Annotated in this window: 20 protein-coding genes; 4 read left to right on the top strand and 16 right to left on the bottom strand. The window is 45.0% G+C overall.

What is annotated here, in order from left to right; all coding sequences use genetic code 11:
- Positions 1 to 6 precede the first annotated feature (6 nt).
- Positions 7 to 234: an SHOCT domain-containing protein gene (locus ABLT31_RS13215; RefSeq protein ID WP_367752209.1), complete on the top strand. Its 228-nt coding sequence runs from the start codon at positions 7 to 9 to the stop codon at positions 232 to 234.
- Positions 235 to 271: 37 nt separating this feature from the next.
- Here ABLT31_RS13215 and ABLT31_RS13210 read toward each other — a convergent pair whose 3' ends face one another.
- The 13 genes from ABLT31_RS13210 to ABLT31_RS13150 form a co-directional block, all read right to left on the bottom strand.
- Positions 272 to 1285 (bottom strand): F510_1955 family glycosylhydrolase, encoded by a 1014-nt coding sequence (locus ABLT31_RS13210; RefSeq protein WP_367752207.1) that lies wholly within the window; start codon positions 1283 to 1285, stop codon positions 272 to 274.
- A 197-nt stretch (positions 1286 to 1482) separates the two neighbouring features.
- Positions 1483 to 2085: a DUF1405 domain-containing protein gene (locus ABLT31_RS13205; RefSeq protein ID WP_367752205.1), complete on the bottom strand. Its 603-nt coding sequence runs from the start codon at positions 2083 to 2085 to the stop codon at positions 1483 to 1485.
- A gap of 108 nt (positions 2086 to 2193) precedes the next feature.
- The gene (locus ABLT31_RS13200; RefSeq protein ID WP_367752203.1) at positions 2194 to 2982 is read right to left on the bottom strand and encodes a menaquinol-cytochrome c reductase cytochrome b/c subunit; all 789 of its coding nucleotides are present in this window, start codon (positions 2980 to 2982) and stop codon (positions 2194 to 2196) included.
- A gap of 57 nt (positions 2983 to 3039) precedes the next feature.
- Complete coding sequence (gene qcrB / locus ABLT31_RS13195; protein ID WP_129198939.1) at positions 3040 to 3711, bottom strand: menaquinol-cytochrome c reductase cytochrome b subunit; 672 nt, start codon at positions 3709 to 3711, stop codon at positions 3040 to 3042.
- A 16-nt stretch (positions 3712 to 3727) separates the two neighbouring features.
- Complete coding sequence (locus ABLT31_RS13190) at positions 3728 to 4228, bottom strand: QcrA and Rieske domain-containing protein (RefSeq protein WP_367752200.1); 501 nt, start codon at positions 4226 to 4228, stop codon at positions 3728 to 3730.
- A 267-nt stretch (positions 4229 to 4495) separates the two neighbouring features.
- Positions 4496 to 4909 (bottom strand): DUF2487 family protein, encoded by a 414-nt coding sequence (locus tag ABLT31_RS13185; RefSeq protein ID WP_367752198.1) that lies wholly within the window; start codon positions 4907 to 4909, stop codon positions 4496 to 4498.
- A 94-nt stretch (positions 4910 to 5003) separates the two neighbouring features.
- Positions 5004 to 5567, bottom strand: a complete 564-nt coding sequence (locus ABLT31_RS13180) for a YpiB family protein (protein WP_367752196.1) — start codon at positions 5565 to 5567, stop codon at positions 5004 to 5006.
- Positions 5568 to 5667: 100 nt separating this feature from the next.
- Positions 5668 to 6792, bottom strand: a complete 1125-nt coding sequence (locus ABLT31_RS13175; protein ID WP_367752194.1) for a hypothetical protein — start codon at positions 6790 to 6792, stop codon at positions 5668 to 5670.
- 138 nt (positions 6793 to 6930) lie between these two features.
- Positions 6931 to 7917 (bottom strand): tetratricopeptide repeat protein, encoded by a 987-nt coding sequence (locus ABLT31_RS13170; protein ID WP_367752192.1) that lies wholly within the window; start codon positions 7915 to 7917, stop codon positions 6931 to 6933.
- Between the two features lie 100 nt (positions 7918 to 8017).
- Positions 8018 to 8641, bottom strand: coding sequence for an anti-sigma factor family protein (locus tag ABLT31_RS13165; RefSeq protein ID WP_367752190.1), 624 nt, complete (start codon positions 8639 to 8641; stop codon positions 8018 to 8020).
- Positions 8638 to 9231 (bottom strand): RNA polymerase sigma factor, encoded by a 594-nt coding sequence (locus tag ABLT31_RS13160; protein ID WP_367752381.1) that lies wholly within the window; start codon positions 9229 to 9231, stop codon positions 8638 to 8640. The genes ABLT31_RS13165 and ABLT31_RS13160 overlap by 4 nt, the downstream gene beginning before the upstream one ends.
- Positions 9232 to 9470: 239 nt before the next feature.
- On the bottom strand, positions 9471 to 10424 hold the full coding sequence (locus ABLT31_RS13155; protein ID WP_367752188.1) for a hypothetical protein: 954 nt from the start codon (positions 10422 to 10424) through the stop codon (positions 9471 to 9473).
- Positions 10421 to 10936: a hypothetical protein gene (locus ABLT31_RS13150; protein ID WP_367752186.1), complete on the bottom strand. Its 516-nt coding sequence runs from the start codon at positions 10934 to 10936 to the stop codon at positions 10421 to 10423. The genes ABLT31_RS13155 and ABLT31_RS13150 overlap by 4 nt, the downstream gene beginning before the upstream one ends.
- A 174-nt stretch (positions 10937 to 11110) precedes the next feature.
- Here ABLT31_RS13150 and ABLT31_RS13145 point away from each other — a divergent pair, with 174 nt between their 5' ends.
- From ABLT31_RS13145 to ABLT31_RS13135, 3 genes are all read left to right on the top strand, one after another.
- On the top strand, positions 11111 to 12277 hold the full coding sequence (locus ABLT31_RS13145) for a trypsin-like peptidase domain-containing protein (RefSeq protein WP_367752184.1): 1167 nt from the start codon (positions 11111 to 11113) through the stop codon (positions 12275 to 12277).
- Between the two features lie 214 nt (positions 12278 to 12491).
- Positions 12492 to 13178, top strand: a complete 687-nt coding sequence (locus ABLT31_RS13140; protein ID WP_367752182.1) for a response regulator transcription factor — start codon at positions 12492 to 12494, stop codon at positions 13176 to 13178.
- Entirely contained in the window at positions 13179 to 14594 is a 1416-nt protein-coding gene (locus ABLT31_RS13135) for a sensor histidine kinase (RefSeq protein WP_367752180.1), read from the top strand. It abuts the gene before it with no gap.
- A 47-nt stretch (positions 14595 to 14641) separates the two neighbouring features.
- On the opposite strand, the gene aroA is transcribed toward ABLT31_RS13135, so the two are convergent.
- From aroA to hisC, 3 genes are read right to left on the bottom strand one after another with little or no spacing between them, the layout of a single operon-like run.
- Entirely contained in the window at positions 14642 to 15928 is a 1287-nt protein-coding gene (gene aroA, locus ABLT31_RS13130) for a 3-phosphoshikimate 1-carboxyvinyltransferase (protein WP_367752178.1), read from the bottom strand.
- 11 nt (positions 15929 to 15939) lie between these two features.
- On the bottom strand, positions 15940 to 17034 hold the full coding sequence (locus ABLT31_RS13125; protein WP_367752176.1) for a prephenate dehydrogenase: 1095 nt from the start codon (positions 17032 to 17034) through the stop codon (positions 15940 to 15942).
- Complete coding sequence (hisC, locus tag ABLT31_RS13120; RefSeq protein WP_367752174.1) at positions 17035 to 18114, bottom strand: histidinol-phosphate transaminase; 1080 nt, start codon at positions 18112 to 18114, stop codon at positions 17035 to 17037.
- Positions 18115 to 18119 lie beyond the last annotated feature (5 nt).

The following is an 18119-nucleotide window of genomic DNA, read 5'->3' as shown; positions in this document are numbered from 1 at the left end:
TAAATCATGATGGGCTATATGAATGGCATGGGTTTAGGTGGTTTCGGCATGATGTTCTGGATGTTTCTTCAATGGGGACTCCTTCTCACAGGAATCTATTTCCTCATTCGATGGATTTCCGGAGGAAAAGCTAAAAGCGAGGATCATGCGTTGGACATCTTGCGTGAACGATTTGCCAAAGGAGAAATTAGTGAAGAAGAATTTAACCATAAGAAAGCGATATTACGCGCATAAATAAGGCACCTCGTCTTTGAGGTGCCATTTTAAATCCTTACTTCATTTCCCCTTTTTCAATGAGTATATTCCATGTTTGGGTTCCATCCTTGCTCATGAATACATCGCCGTTAAACGTAACAAACGTCACTTCATTGTGATTTTTCGGATTTTGGGCTAGGTACATAACTGCGTCTTGCTCCATTTCAGGCAGGGCTACATTCTCTTCTGCATCGTTTTCAAGGGAACGTTTAACGAGTACGGCTTGGCCATTATAGCCACCATACCATAAAGTATCCTCTGTCATAAATACTGATGTCCCTTGAAGACCTTTCGTCATTAAATGAAAGGTCTCCCCTTTGTCCTTCGATAAATAGATCCCTTCTTTTCCTGCAACCGCGAGGATATCGGAATTTTTGGGATGAACGGCAATGCTAAATATATCCTTTCCCAGTCCTTTGGCCGCTGTTTTTTTCCAAGTTTTCGCATCATCCTCGCTCATGTAAAATTGACCGCCACTCATCAAAGAGTTTTTTTCCGGATTCATAACATAAATGACTTTACTGTCATAGCCCACTCCCATGGCATGGAAGTCCGTTTCGCCTTCCAGCGCCAGCGCTTCAAGACTGCGTCCATTATCAAGACTTTTCTTTATCCCAAACGGATTTATCAAATTGGAACCTGGTTCAGGATGACCGCTAGCATAGAACCCTTCATTGATTGCATTAAATCCCATATAATCGTGGTTTTCCTCTATCGTTTTATACCACTTGCCATTTTCATATGCTTTTAGTCCGTCATGCGTTGCAAGAAAAACAGCGTTTTGGTTGCCAACATAGCCTAAACCATGAACGTGATCAATTTTCCCAGCAAACGGCTCGTAAAAACTGTCCGAAGCAATCCCCCCTTTTTCTGTATCTGATACATCTTCTTCCTGGTTTGATTTTGGCATAGGTTCTGCCTTTTCCTGTTGATTGTTTTGCTCTGGCATTTTATCGGTATTATTTTGGCTGCATGCTGCCAATGCAACTGTCAATCCTAATGCCCCAAGCATTATGATGATCTTTTTCATGATTCAGCTTCACTCCTAATGAGCATAGTCTACGGTTATCATCAGCATATCCAGAACTGCGGAGCTCCAAATCGCTCTTCGCAGATTTATTCCAACTCTAGCTATTTTAATGCTTAGTTGTGAAGAACCAATGAAGTTAAGAAAAATAAATCAAAAAAAGGTAAGCTACACACTGATTGTATCGCTTACCTCATATTTTAACGAACCTTCTGCTTTCCATCCATCACGAGATAATAAACAAGTCCCAGAGACATTAGGCTAAGCAATAAAGTCAACCATCCTACAACATGGTCATAGGGCTCCAAGACAGAAGGAATATATGGATGAATATCCAGCATGTAATCCATCCAATCGTTCCAGATTGTCCAAATCCCGACCATCAGGATATGTTGAAAACCTAGGGTATAATGCTTGGCATAAAGAAGACTTTCTACAGCCATGCCTGCATGGGAAAACATCAACATGTAGTCGGTCCAATGCTGGCTGCCTCCCATCCCCCAGCCACCTAGAATAACGGCAACCGCCCACACTCCATATTTAAAATTGGTGACCGCGGCAAATGCCTCTAGCGTAGGAAAACTACGTCCAATGAGAAGGGTAATAAGAAAGAAGGTAAACAGTGTACTTCCCGTCGGACTATCTGGAACAAAAATGCGAAGCCACCCTGGATCCGTTTGCTCTAGCTGTCCTTTATACCAGTAAAAGCCATAAATCGACCCAAAGAAATTGATCACGATGAGGCTCCATAAAAACCAGGACTTTTTTAAGGATCCCATTAGCCATTCGAATAATGCAACCATAATTGCCTCCGATAAGTTTATGTCACTTCCTAGCTAGACCATAAATGGATAAAATTATACATCAAAAGGAAAAAACTGACTGCTTTAGAAACAGTCAGTTTTTTTAAGTTACTTCAAACCAGCTAGATACTCAACAAGTTGATCAAGTTCTGCATCGCTACCGGAGAACATGCCACCAGGCATATTGCCGCGTCCGTTTTGAATAACATCCTTGATCTCATCTGCAGAAAGGTTAGCTCCAACCGTAGTTAGCGCTGGACCGCCACCGCCTGACATATCCACTCCGTGACAGCCTTGGCAGTTCTGTTGCTTGGCCCATATTTCAGCGCCAGGATCGCCCTCAGCTGCCTCAGGAGCAGGCGCTGCAGGGGCCTCATGCTGTTCCGCCTCATCCTTAGGAGGATGCTTCTTATGATGTTCATCCATCGCTGCCCAAGTGAGATATACGATGGAAATGATACCAATAAACATCAATCCGGAGGATACAGGTCGTCTTGTCCAGCGGCGCTCAGGTCCTCGATCTAAGAATGGGGCTAAAAGCAATCCTCCAAACATTAGCCCAGGGATACCCATAATCCCGATTAGCACCCAATCCCCTGATGCCCAAGGATATTTTAATAGCTGAAAAAGGAACAAGAAATACCAGTCAGGAAGCGGTGTAAAATCCGTATTCGTAGGATCCGCTTTATCCGTCAGCGGGGACGGATGACTTACAGTTAAAATCAGGTAAGCAACGAGAGCAACTGCTGCTACCATCCATTCTTTTAATAGAAAGTTAGGCCAGAACGGCTCGTTTTTTCCCGGAAATTCGGAATAGGAAGGCGAAACATTAGGTACCCGTTTAGCAGGAACCCGGGAATCGCCGACATATTCAATGGTCTTATCTTGCTTTGCCATTCTCCTTTTACCCCCCTCTTGAGCGTTTTCAGTAAACTTCTTTCACTTAGTTTGATTTTATAGAGGCCCAGAAATACCTTGTCTGCGAATAATGATAAAGTGTGCCCCTAAAAGCCCTAACAACGCACCTGGTAAGAAGAATACATGAATCGCAAAGAAGCGAGCAAGCGTTTGAGCACCAAGAATTTCTCCACCAGTCAATAAATGCTTAATAAAGGTTCCTATGAAAGGTACGGTTGCTGCAATCTCAACCCCTACCTTTGTCGCAAAGTAGGCTGTATTATCCCAAGGAAGAAGATATCCTGTGAAACCAAGACCTAACATTACAAAGAAAATCAGCATTCCGACAACCCAGTTCAACTCGCGAGGGTGCTTGTAAGACCCTGTAAAGAAAACGCGAAGAGTATGTAGGAACATCATAACGATTACAAGACTCGCACCCCAGTGGTGCATACCGCGAATGATAACCCCAAACGCCACTTCGTTTTGGAGATACTTAACGGATTCGTAAGCATTGATTACATCTGGAACATAGTACATGGTCAAAAACATACCGGATAGGATTTGGATGACGGTAATAAAGAAGGTCAATCCCCCGAAACAGTATACAAATGCTGAAAAATGATGCGCTGGGTTAACGTGCTCAGGCACCTCATGATCGGCGATATCGCGCCACATCGGCGTAATATTGAGGCGTTCATCGACCCAGTCGTAGATTTGCTTAATCATCTAATTTACGCCCCCCCTACACAGGATTTGGTTCAGGTTTACCAAGATATAGTTTTCCTTCTTTCACTTCGAACGCATACCGATCAAGCGGTTTAAGCGGCGGCGTGTTCGGAACGTTTTTCCCGTTCTTCTCGTAGAAGCCGAAGTGGCACGGACAAAAGAAGTGATTCTCTTTGCTCGGTTCTGTATTCCATTGAACCGTACACCCTAGATGCTTACAGATTGGCGACAAAGCTACAATATCGTCTCCTTCTGTGTACACCCAAGCGGATAATGGGGTTTCAGTCTTGTACCAACCGTCTGTCACTTTAACTTTAAAGTCAAAGCGTTGCGGTTCGTTAGTTAGCTTATCCACTGTCGTTACAGGAACCATGGTTCCTTCGCCAGCATCAGCCTTCAATGCCGGATCCAAAGCAAACCGTGCCATGGGAGTGATCATCCCAGCGGCTAAAAACCCACCGGTACCCATGAGCATGTAGTTCAAAAACGTCCGCCTGGAAATGTCTTTCTTACTCATTTCTCTCTGACCTCCTATCCTTCTAATTGAAAAAGTCCGTTCGGACCCCAGAATAATACACACTGAAACTAGGACATTCCAATCATAGCGAAAGAAAACGAAAAGTGTCAAGAATATCTTGTACTGTAAATTACAATCCACTCCAGATTGAAAGGTTTTGTGAACATTTTATGACTTCTCTTGACACTGATCTCGTCATGGGGTCCACCAACTTAGGGTTTCCATAGATAGTTTGTCCTTCCAACCCTTGGACAATACAAGAATCCCCTACTTTTTCCATAGACCCATTATTTGTTGAGTCAACCTTTTTCCCTCTCTCACCATTTCCGTTAGATCCTCTTCATCTTCCTTCCTTTCTAACAAGTAGACCGGAAATTTTAATGCCATTAGACTCTCGTGCATTTCCGTTTGCGTCGTAATGAACTGTATGTACTGAAATTGATTGGAGTCAAAAGCGGGCACTCCTTTCTGTCCATCCATTAGATACAAAGTCGGAAACAACACCATTCGACCGGTTAGCTGCCGCTCGGCATAGACACATATTTCTTCTAGCCATTTTTGCTCTTTAATCTTAGCTACCCCTAATTCGTCCGGATGTAAATGATACACTGGAATCAATGCCGTATCGATATATTCTTTAGCCCCTTCATAGGTCGTCATATCTTCAACTGTCCATCTCAACTAAGCCACCGCCCTTTTCAATATACAGAAAAAAACTCGGGGTCTCCGAGTTTTACTCAACTACCTTGTATTTTCGCTAACCGAACGGTGCTTGTCAACTCTCCTGTTCCCACTCCAGCTGCTTCAACTCATTCCACTCCTTGGTTAGATCCAGAAACAACCCTTGGTTGCCATCAGCAAGTGAGCGATCGATTTCGTCATAGAGAACCTTCATCCTTTGCTTGCGGATCGCTCTATCCATAATAATCTCAGCCATCAAACTCATCACATCATCCTGGCTTACCCGCTGCCCTTCCATTGGCTTTCCCTCCAACACAGCTAGATATTGCGGACATAACAACCGGTCTTTAAAATATAGGGAGATGTATACATCCTCTTCCGGATTTAATCGAATGTCATGAAAAGCTCTTTCAACATCGTAGTATATCTTCGTTGTCTTCTGAAATTGAAATGGAGTGGCCTGTGAACAGATTGTTGATATGATCATCGTTTTCTCCCGATTTCTCAGATCGTCCGTAAAATGAACTTTCTCCAGAAGACGTTCATCAGACAACATATAATTAAACAACCAGCTTCCCTCTTTTTTCTTCAACTGGAATTTACTCAGAAACCAACGAATAAACTCTTTTTTTGCAGAAACGGTCACTGCTTCACCCACAGAGCAGCCCTCCTCTATATTCTCATAATATTCCGATTATTATTGGTGTAGGGGTATCTAACATCTATTGATATTATTTATTCTTCTAGATCACTTCTAGTTATCCTTCATTTTTCCTATCTAACACAATGTCCTTCATCATATTTCCTTCGACAGATTCTAACAGGTGCTTCCCAAGTGTTGTCGTTTCAAACACCCAACCCTCTTCATCTATCAGCCCTTTGCGAAGTAATCCCAGATGTACCATCATTTTTAAAATACGGTTTCTAGCAATACTATCTTCATTATCATAGTAATATGGACGAATTCTCGGTGAAAGAATTTGAACAAGCTCTTTTTCTCTGATCCATCTCTCTGCTGCCTTTCCAATTAGCCGCGCAAACATAGGCAAGCCGCTTATGGGACGCTTGTATAACCTTAACCAGAACTTGTACATTTCCATCGATAAGAATTCAGGAGGCAGCTGATTGGCTTCCTCCGCTTCGGCCGTGAGCCATAAGGTACTGCCAGGTTCTTCATGAATATAGCCCCGATAAAAACAGAAATCATAAATCAAGGAGAATCGGTCCGGATAATCACGGAAATGACGACCATACCCAAAACGCCAACCGCCCTTTTCAATGAGTTCTTCTTGAACAGACATCAGGTCCATGAGTTGCTGCTGATTTCGCTTATAAATGACACCGTCCGAGGTCAGCTGCGGCTGATGGCGCTGAACAAATTGAAGAAAGTGGCAAAGGTCTTGAATAATGGCATTTCCTTCATCTCGGTAAACCGGGGGATCTGCCAAATGCGGCTGTTCCCCGCATTCCATCTTTAAAATCGCATTTGCCCAGCTTTGTCTCATATCTTCCGGAACCTGAAAAGAAGAAACCGCATTCCGTGAGATGCCGCGAAAGATCCATCCCTTCTTCAGCGCCACCGTAACCAGCTTCCTATAGGTATCCCGATCGAGGTTCTCCATATATGAAAACTTTGCCTTTGCCCGTAAGTCCTCTAAGGAAAATGACGTCCTGGAATCAAAGACAATATACATTAGGAAATGAAATTCTTCTTTCCTGAGCGCCTCCAGCTGTTCCATGATGTTTGCTTCCCTTTTTATCGAGGTAAGTAGGGACTGGATAAGTTCATTTTTAGAATTGATATTGCAATCACATGAATAGGTACTTGCCAATTGATGAAGCTGATCTATATCCGCGTAGCTTAACATTTCCGCCAATCGCATCTTCTTTATCCCTCCCTTCCTGCTAATTCCATTATTGACCGATCTGATATAGGGTTATACCCTATTGCAAATGAATTTATTCGAGTACATAAAAGAAAAAAGGCAGCCCCAAAAGCAATTGCTTCTAGGGCCACCCTTTTAATTAAGAAATCCTTGTAATCTCTCTTTCCATTCTAAGGCTGTCTCATGCTCATCATTCTGCTTTAGCAGCTGTTCCACGTATCGCTTTGCCTCTTCAAGCTCTCCTTTTGCATAGGTAATCTCGATGAGCTTTAAAACTAAAGATTCGTCTTGTTCACTTTGTTGCAGAGCGGTGTTAAGGACTTCTTTTGCTTCATCCAGCTGACCCGTTGATTGGTAGGCTTCCGCTAAAATTTGATAAGCTCCAATATGGGAAGGATCCTCCCGCAAGATTTCTTTTGCATAATCTATGGCATCGTCTACTCGTTCCAATTGGAGCGCCGTCGCACTCAAGCCAAAAAGCGCTTCGACCGAAAAACCGTCTCTCCAGCATTGGAGAAACAGTTCGTAGGCCTCTTCGAATTTCCCCATTTGACTCCAGAGTCTCGCTTGACCTAACCTGGCTCGGTGTTCAAGCTCCGTGCCTGTCAAATAGTCCAGGTGCTCCTGTGCGCTCTCGAAATCGCCCATTTGAATATAAAGATCGCTTAGAATCAATCTGACGTCATCTTGATCCTGCTCGATCTCCAAAACGTTCTCTAAGTGGCGACAAGCAACCTCGGGGAGATTTTGCATCAGGTATATATCAGCCAAAAGAATGGAGGCTTGTGTATAATCTGGCTCTAAGTCAACACAGAGAAGCAATTCATTCATCGCTTCGTCCAGATCACCCATATCTATCATGATTTCTGCTTTTAAGGTTCTAGCCTCAATTTGCATATCGGTTGACATTTCTTCGAAATAAATCTCAGCTTCCTTCAAAAGGGAGAGAGCGGTATCAACATGTCCCAGATCATAAAATACATCGGCTAGCAGCAGCTGCAAATCCGGTTGTTCCCCTGCCTCGGCCATAAGCATCTGAAGGATAGCCAGTCCTTCAGCGACTTGCCCTGTGCGAATTTTTCCCATAGCTTCTTCTATTTGGTCATAAACTTGTCCGTACACCCAATCACCTCGATCTGCAAAACTTATTGCTTTCCTCGTGTTACGTATTCTAACAGGCAAACAAAGCCGTTCTTAATAAATAGAACGGCTTGAATAATGATTATGCTCTCGATAGCCAGCTCATGGTTACTACCGTAACCATTATACCTAAAAACCCAGTCACTAAACCTGCATTAGGCGGTGTATAGGAGCTATGGTCCAAATTCAATGGATCACCAATACTGGCCATTAAGCGATACCTCATGTCAGTAGAGGCCTTCTCTTCGGTATTGGCTACAAGCTGATCAATGGCGATGACCACTTGAGAGGATGAAAGCTCCTTCCATTCCCCTTGTCCCTGTTCTGTCTGAGCTGCTTGATCTACATTAAAGGTTCCATACATTAAAACTCCAAATACCAGCAGAAAAAGAATCGATAACGTAGTCAGCCATCTCTTCGCGGAAGGAGAGATGGCAAACACGTGTGCTGTTATTGGAAACATCCATTTATCTTCACGAGCCAGCCGTGACATAACTCCGTCTGACACGGAGGACGCGGATGTCTCCGGGATCGGGAGGGTCGAGAAATCCATCTGGAACAGCTTGCTGCTTTCTTTCCAGATGATATATTCCATCTGACAGTCCTGGCACTGGCTTAGGTGAAGCTTCATGGCTTTCATCGAATGCTCTGGTAATGTCTGATCTACATAGCCTGCCATGAGATGGATGGCGTTTGAACATTTCATGTTTTCGTCATTCCCTTAGCTTCCTCCCATTGTGCTTCAGTAAAATAGGATTCCAGCTGAGTCTTAATGCTGCTTCGCGCTCTAAAAAGCAGAGACTTAACGGAGCTCACAGTCGAATCCAAAATATCTGCAATCTCCTTATAATCCTTATCTTCGTACTCTCTGAGTATAAGGGCATAACGCTGCTTTTCAGGAAGATTCTCGATGGCTAGGCGTACAAGCCTCTCCCGTTCTGTGCGCAACAGCTCATATTCCGGCAAGCGATCCAAAGAAGTGCTTGGATCCACCTTGCTGTCCTCAATATAAACTTCGGAATTGCGGCTTTTGCGAAGTTCACTTAAGACCGTATTCCTAGCAATGGTATATAGCCAAGTCGAAAAAGAGGCTTCAACATCCCGGAAGGACTGCAGGTTACGAAAAGCTTTATAAAAGGTTTCCTGGCAGAGATCTTCGGCCATATGGTCCAAGTGCGTATTGTGCAGCATATGTACGATAAATGCTAGAAGTCGTTTCTCATAACGCTGGATGATTTCAGAATAATATTCTACACGGCCATCTTTTATTTCACGGATTAATTGAGAATCAGTCAACATTCTCCTACCCCCTCGGCAAACTGAACAATTCATTGTTCTCTCTACATGTTAATGACGTACTCCAAAGCAAAAAGGTTTCATCCTATTACAAAAAAAAAGATGGGGCATTAATCCTGTTTACTCTCTTTTATCTTCAATTCGTCAAATCCCGCCATATTCCTGCAAAGAAAAGCAAAAAATATATCTTCCAATTAATGACTCCCCAAAAGGAAATCTTAATCGGAAGATATAAGGAACTAATAGGCATAAGCATAGGTTTGGTGGGCGATTAGAAACTGCCCTCTATTGTTTTCAGAATGCATTTGCTCATCTAGGAAAATCCCCTTAACCATCGTCCTCCACTGCAGGGATTGGCTCGATCCTAGGAGCAGGCTATCCTTGCTCACGAAAAGAAGATCTGCATCAGCTCCCACACTGATTGAGCCCTTAACCGGATAAATCCCGAACATTTTAGCGGGCAACCGGGAGCGGACATAAGCGAGTCTCCCCAAATACTTCAGGACATCTATTTCTTTTTCCAATTTAGGAAGAAAGGTATCCTTCGCATCAAGCCAATAAGCCCCCATTACGACTGGATCCATCCTACTCATTTGACTCTTCCATGGTGCCTTTGTCCCATCGGTTACTCTGAAAATGGTTCTCGGACGTGTAGATTTCCGCCACTTTTCATAGGGTATTAACAGGGGGATGGACAATCCTGAAAGATAAGAAAAGTCATTCTCGTCCATATCGGCAACTATTCCCGCTCTTAGCATTCGTTGCTCCCAAACTTCCCAATCTAACTTACTCCAATGACTTTTTCCCCCTAATTCACCCTCTAGCCGAATCACCTTTATCCTCTTTTGCATGAGAAATTGAAAGACTTCCTTAGTTAAGACAGGCAGGGATACCCGGTAAACATAGTCCCCGCTGCTATCTTCTGTGTTCAGACTCTCGTTCTCCTTAAGCTGTTGCGGATCAGAAAGTCGAACCGTTTTAATCCTTGTCGTCACTCCTAGTGAAGGATCATTCGCATTCTCGGAGATAAACCCAGGCAAAACATAAAAAGAAGTACCATCAATAAGGGTTTCGTCTCCCCTGATGGCAATGGAGGATCTGACTTCACGGATTCGCCCATGCTCGATCAAGATATCTTCTGCCTTGGTCCCCCCTCCATAGATGAGAGTCGCATTGCGGATTAAGGTCTTCATACTCTTCCCACCTTTATTTTTTTTCTTTGCTGGATCCAGCGTCTTTCCTCATCAACGATCTCAATTGTCCGGCCAATAGTTAAGAAGATGAAGCTAGCGATAATGGCAAAAATATCGGTCCACGGATAAACCATAAATAAAAGTCTTGTAGGTTCCCCGACCAATCCGCACCAGCCCTCCGCAAAAACACGCGCGACTCCGATTAAAGGTCTCGCATCCGTCACTTCCTGCAATATGGCATGCAATCCAAAAGGAAGCTGAATCATAAAATGGAGCAGCAGGTGTTTCGATAGATCTATATGAAACGCATGCTTGCCCAAGTACCCAAAAACAATAAAAAGGAGAAACGTTACTCCTCCGAAAGCCATGATTAACACCTCATATAATCTTGACATGAGGTCTGTTTGCGGAAAGAGATGCCACAAGGTAAAGGGAATCACCCAGAGCTTGACCAGAACCATTGCAGATAACAGTCCTGTGCTAAAAAACAAATAACCAAGGTATCGATTCAAATTTTCCCCTTCTCCTTTCTCCCCCTGTCCAGGCATTGGTAATAGATATGTAAGAAAACGAAAAAAGATGACAAGCCTTCCTAATAGAGCAGGAAAATTGTCATCTTTTTTTCAGCTTAGTTTAAGGTTGAATGGGTTAAATAAGAATAGTAGATGTAAGGAGGATAAAATATTATGACGAAAAAGACATGGAAAACCGCATTTTTGTCTTTTGTGGCAGGCACCTTGCTGACAGGAAGCTTTTGGTTGGGTGTAGAGAATGCTTCATACTTTAATGACAACACAGAAAACATCCCTACGCAAGCCGTATCTGCTCCTATCTCATCCATACAGCAGGCCTCTCTCTTGGAATCCAAGAATAGCAATATTATTGCAAGAATGGTTGAAGAAGTCGGACCAGCCGTCGTAAAAATTGAAACCCAGTCCGCACAGGATTCCAATTTGAGTGAGCGCGACCTCTTCTTCCGCCAATTCTTCGGCGGGGACTATCCGATGCCTGAACAGCAGAAACAAGGGCTAGGCTCAGGATTCATCATTAGTGAGGATGGATACATCCTGACGAACCACCATGTGGTAGAAGGGGCACAGCAAATTAAAGTCAACATCATTGGCGCAGAAAATAAATACGATGCAAAAATTATTGGCCAAGACCCAGAGCTTGATTTAGCCGTATTAAAAATTGATGCCGATAAGAACTTGCCTGTTCTCAAGATGGGAAATTCCGACCAAATTCTCGTTGGAGACTGGACTGTAGCGATCGGAAATCCTTATGGGCTCGACCATACGGTTACGGTAGGAGTCCTTAGCGCCAAGCAAAGACCGCTCAATATCGGTCAGGCTCGATTTACTAACCTCCTGCAAACGGATGCCTCCATTAACCCTGGAAACAGCGGCGGGCCTCTGCTGAACCTAAATGGAGAAGTTATAGGGATTAATACAGCCATTAATGCTGAAGCCCAAGGTATCGGTTTTGCTATTCCTATCAACACCGTTCAAGACGTCTTAGAAGACCTTATCCATAAAGGAAAGGTATCACGCCCTTGGCTTGGAGTCTCGATTCAGGACTTAACTCCAGAGCTGGCGAAATACTTCGAGACTGATATGAAAGAAGGTGTCGTCGTTGGCTACGTGGCATCAGGAAGCCCTGCAGAAAAAGCAGGTCTTATGCAAGGGGACATCATTGTGGAATTGGATAAACAAAAGATGACAAGCAGCGATCAATTCGTCAAAGCCATCGGGGAGACCAAAGTAGGATCAAAACATTCTTTGCTTCTCATGCGAAACGGAGAATTTAAAAATTTGAATGTCATTATTGGGGAAAAAAATTATAATAGTAATTAATGGTTTAGAGCGGGGCTAGACACACCATCCTAGGGGTTATGGCGGGTTTGGCCCCTCCTTTTTGGGGGGCTATCCCAATAACAGGGGAAAGTCCCCTTATTTGAGCTTTTTTCTATCCCAAAAGTTAAATTGTCGGAAAAACTTCCGTTATTTTCATTGGCCGCCCTTATGTAAAGCCCATGTACCATTAACTCCTTGAGGCAGGTGAGTTCTAATGCAAAAAGATCGCATTCTTGTAGTCGATGACGATCATAAAATTGGAATGATGCTCAAACGCTCATTAGAATATGAAGGTTATGAAGTCAAAGTCGTGCACTCGGGTGAAGATGCGTTGCTGATTATACACGAGGAATCATTTGATCTCATCATTCTCGATATTATGCTTCCAGGCTTGGACGGCTGGGGAATCTGCCAGGAAATCCGAATAAATAACACGGTGCCAATCATCATGCTCACAGCAAAGGACGAGGTAGAGGAACGGGTTAAAGGGCTGGACATGGGAGCCGACGACTATGTAGTCAAGCCATTTGCTCTTGACGAGCTTCTAGCGCGTATACGGGCTCAGCTCAGAAGACATCAACCGCCTAAAGAAAAGGAAGATATTCTCACCTTTTCCGATGTGACCTTAAATTCTGCAAGCCGAGAGTGTAAGCGGAGTGGCCAGAAGATTGACCTACGGGGCAAAGAATTTGACTTGCTCGAGTATTTCATGAAAAACCCGAATATCGTTTTATCCAAAGATCAAATTCTCCATCATGTTTGGGGATATGACTATGCGGGAGAATCCAATGTCATTGAAGTCTATATTGCTTCTTTGCGCTCAAAGTTGGAGCAGCATGGGCAAGCACGCCTCATTCAGACAGTCAGAGGGCTTGGTTATATCCTGCGGGAGGGTCGATAAATGCCTATACGCCTGAAGCTTTCCCTTTATTACAGTGGAGTGCTTCTGCTCGTGATCTCTTTATTTTGTACCTATATTTACTTATTTTTTACCCATCGGGAAATGAATCAAATTGACATTCACCTTCAGGAACGAGCCCAAGAGATCCATCAATCCATTGAAATTGTAGACATTTTCCCCTTTCCTCTGCGTCGATTGGTGCTTCCCGATATCGATGTCTTTTCTTCGCCTGAGCTGTTCGTACAGATTGTCGACCCAAAAGGCCAAGTGCTTTCTCGCTCTGAATCATTGGGTGAATATTCCCTGCCGATCAGTACAGAAGCACTGCAGCATATCGTACAAGGGACTTCTTTTTTTGAGACGAAAAATGTTCAAGGTACCCAAATCCGGCTTTATTATTTGCCCTTGGTCTCCGAAAAGCAATTTCTCGGCGTTCTTCAAGTGGCGGAATCTCTTTACGGCTTTCACCGTTCATTAGCCAACCTTCGGTGGCTTCTTGCTATCGGGGCTGTAACGACGGTTACCCTATCAGCATTATTCGGCTGGATCTTAGCGAGGCAAGCCCTCCTCCCTATCCAGCGCATTATGGAAGCAACGGCGGAAATCGAAAGAGAAGGAAAGCTTGAACGTAGGATCAGCTATTCAGGTCCACCGGATGAAATCGGAAGGCTTTCTGCCCAAATCAACTCGATGATGGAAAAAATCGAGCAAATGTATCGAGAGCTTGAGGATTCATATGAAGCCCAGCGACGATTTGTAGCTGATGCCAGCCATGAACTTCGCACCCCGCTAACGACGATTCGCGGCAATATGGACTTTCTGAGAAAGCTCTACCTTGAAAAGGGAGTGCTTTCGACAGAAGCTATGGAAGACATTGTAGAAGAAATCGAACGAGTCTCCCGAATGGTGCACCAATTGCTCGCTTTGGCCCGCGCTGATGCCGGCTACTCTATTCAGATGGAAGACATTCGGCTCAGCGATTGGCTGGAAGATTGGATAGGACAAGCCGAAGCGATGGCTAAGCCAGACGTGGTCTTTCGACAGGATCCCATCAATGAGGGGCTTGAGCATATCCGCTTGAAAGGGAATCGAGATTTCCTAAAGCAAATCTCTCTCATTCTCTTGGAAAATGCCTTTAAGTATACTACATCAGGGGCAGTTGAGCTCCGCGTTGCCCACCGGCATCACGAAATACAAGTCACCCTTCAAGATACCGGGGGCGGCATTCCAACAGAAGAGCTTCACCGGGTGTTTGACCGCTTTTATCGCGGAGGAAATGTCCGCCATTTTCCTGGTACCGGACTGGGTTTGTCGATTGCCAAGTGGATCATAGATAAGCATGGAGGAACGATTTCCATCGATAGTACCCTTGGCCAAGGGACTAAGGTAACGCTGACACTCCCTGCCTGTGGATAAAGCAGCCAAAGAGGCTGCCCTCAAAAAGGACAGCCTCTTCTTTCTTACTACTGCTCGGCAATTTTATTCAATATCTGTTCAAATCCCGGGAACGAAACATTAATCGCTTCCGCTTCTTCGATCGAGGTTTCACCCTCAGCAACTAATCCTGCGATGGCCATTGACATCCCGATGCGGTGGTCACCGTGACTGTGACAACGGGCACCTGTCAGTGCCGCTCCGCCTTGGATAATCATCCCGTCGTCCGTTCCTTCGATAGTAGCTCCCAGCTTTTTGAGCTCTTGAACCATCACATCGATGCGATTGGTTTCTTTTACTTTCAATTCCTCTGCATCTCGGATGACTGTTTTTCCTTGAGCTTGGGAAGCGATAATAGAAATAATCGGGATCTCATCAATCAGACGAGGAATAATGGCCCCGCCAATTTCAATCCCTTTTAGTGGAGCGTAGCGGATCGTGAGATCAGCCACAGGCTCACCGTTTTGAATTCTTTCATCTTCAACCTTCAGATCTGCTCCCATCTCTAAGAGAACATCAATAATCCCTGTACGAGTAGGATTCACACCCACTCCACGGATGGTCAATTCACTGCCTGGGACAATCGCTGCAGCAGCCAGCATGAAGGCAGCCGAAGAAATATCCCCTGGAACATGAATCTCATCCTGCTGTTGCATCGCTTGTCCGCCTTGAATGGACACTCCGCCCTCAAACGACTTCAGTTCCACGCCAAAGGAAGACAGCATGCGCTCGGTATGGTCACGGGAAAGATGCGGCTCATACACCGTCGTTATCCCTTCTGCCTGCAGACCGGCAAGAATGATCGCAGATTTCACCTGTGCGCTAGCTACTGGTGAACGGTATTCGATCCCTTTCAGCTCGCCCCCGCGAATCGCTAGCGGCGTGAAGTCGCCGCCAGACCGTCCATCGATTCTAGCCCCCATTTGTTTTAGCGGTTGGACGACTCTTTTCATTGGGCGTCTAGCAATGGATTCATCCCCAATCAGGGTCGAATGAAACGGGCGCCCTGCCAGGATGCCTGACATCAGCCGAATCGTTGTCCCTGAGTTTCCCACATCAAGAATGTCATGCGGCTCCTTCAAGCCCTCTAAACCTGAGCTTTGAACGACCACTTGATCTCCGTTCTGTTCGATAGAAACACCCATTTTCCGAAAACAACTGATCGTGCTGAGACAATCTGCTCCCGGTAAAAAACCGTAGATTTTAGCCGTTCCTTTTGCCATGGAGCTGAACATTACGGCACGGTGGGAAATCGATTTATCTCCCGGAACGGTGATATCCCCCGCAATTCGCTTTGCCGCCTTGGTTGTCAACATATCTTTTCCCCCTATTCTCGAGAATACACCCGATAGCCATCACGGGTTAATTCCTCACGCGCTTTTTCCATATCCTCCTCATTTCGGAACGTGATCAGCAAAACACCCATGATATCTTCCCGGGTTTCCAGAATCCGGATATTGGTAATGCTGATTTGCTTGTGTCCCAAGAGAGTCGTAATTTTTCCGATAACCCCCGGTGTGTCAGGCACATCGACATAAAGATCATACAAGGGAGCAATCGCTCCTTTTTTGCGCTCTGGCAGCTGGTTGCGAAAATCGCGTGCTTCCCGGAAAAAGTTTTCTATTCCTTGACCGTCGCTTTCCTTCACAAAGCCAATGATCTCATCCAGAACCTTCTTCCAATCCTCGGCCAGGGATAGCATCACCTTGCGATTGTGCAGCAAAATATCCCGCCACATCCGCGGATTACTGGAGGCAATTCGGGTAATATCGCGAAATCCGCCTGCAGCCAGACGGTTGTACCACGGTGTATGTTCACTGTAGCGATCGACCTGATTCACGAGAGCCGCAGCAATAATATGAGGGAAATGACTGATCGCACCTACAATTCGATCATGTTCTTCCGGATCCAGGACGACGATGTTTGCCTTTGTCGGCATGAGCAACTCCTTCAATGAGGAGACGGCTTCATCCGGTACGCCTTGCACTGGAGTCAATACATAGTAAGCATTTTCGAAAAGACGGTCATGCGCCGCTTCCACGCCGGATTTGTGGGAGCCAGCCATGGGATGCCCTCCAATAAAATGAACCTTCCTCTGTTGGAAGTCTTGGGTCCATTCGACAATGGACGACTTGGTGCTCCCCGTATCGGTCACGATCGCTCCTTCCTTCAACGGCGTATAGCGAAGGAAAGATATCAGTTCAAATAATTTGCTTACAGGCGAGCAAAGAAAAATAAAGTCGGCTTGTTGAACCGCCTCTGCTAAATGTTGAGTCCCTTTATGAATGACGCCCAGTTCCAGTGCCTTTTGCAGATTTTCTGAATCTACATCAAAACCTATAATCTCAATATTCTCATTTTTAAAGGAAAGGGCGAGGGACCCACCGATGAGTCCCACTCCCAATACCGCTACTTTTTTCACTTATAACACCTCACGCAGAGCAGAGAGGAATCCCTCATTTTGCTCCTCATTGCCTACCGTCACACGAATGGATGTCGGGAAGCCCAACGCTACGCCTGAGCGCACAATATAACCTTTTCTTAATAAGGCTTGGAAAATTTCATTCCCATCACGTCCAGTATTCACCAAAACGAAGTTCCCTTGGGAAGGGTAATAAGAAAGACCCATTTCATCAAAGGCTGCGTAAAGCTGTTTGCGCCCTTTATCATTGGTGGTGCGGCAAGATTGAACAAACTCTTGATCCTTAATGGCAGCAATGGCTGCTACTTGTGCAACACTGCTTGTATTAAACGGCTCCCGGACACGGTTGATCTTATCCACTATATCCGGCGAAGCAATGCCATATCCGATTCGCAGTCCCGCTAATCCATAAATCTTGGAGAAGGTACGAAGAATCAGCAGATTCGGGTAATCAGCTAAAAACTGAATCGACTCGGGATAAGAAGCGTCCGTCACATATTCATAATAGGCTTCATCCAATACGACTAAAACATTTTTCGGTACTTGCTCAAGGAAGGACTTGATTTCCGCTTCACTATTGATCGTCCCGGATGGATTATTCGGGTTGCAGACCCATACGACCCTTGTCCGCTCCGTGATATTTTCCAAAAGTCCATTCAGGTCATGGACACCGTCTTTTAACGGCACTTCAATCACATCCGCCCCTTCAACTGTTGCGGTGGTTTTATACACGGAAAAGGTCGGCGTAGCCATCACGGTATTGGCGCCAGGTTCAAGATACGCTCTGGAGGTCAGCATGACTAACTCATCTGAACCATTGCCAAAGATGAGCTGTGAGCCGTCAACTCCGAGGAATTCGGCCACCGCTTCTCTTACATCCATGGCTGCACCATCCGGATAGATCGCTAGCTGATCTAGCACAGGCACAATAGCTTCCTTTACTTTAGGGGAGCATCCGAATGGATTTTCATTGGAAGCGAGCTTCACAATGCGCTCCAGCCCCAGCTCCCGCTTAACTTCATCAATTGGCTTGCCCGGTTGGTAGACCGGTAAATCGACTATCTGCTTCTTTGGGATCATGTCTC

Source organism: Ammoniphilus soli (assembly GCF_040813775.1).
Note: the sequence above shows the minus strand (reverse complement) of the source record. Positions and strands in the feature narration are given on the sequence as shown.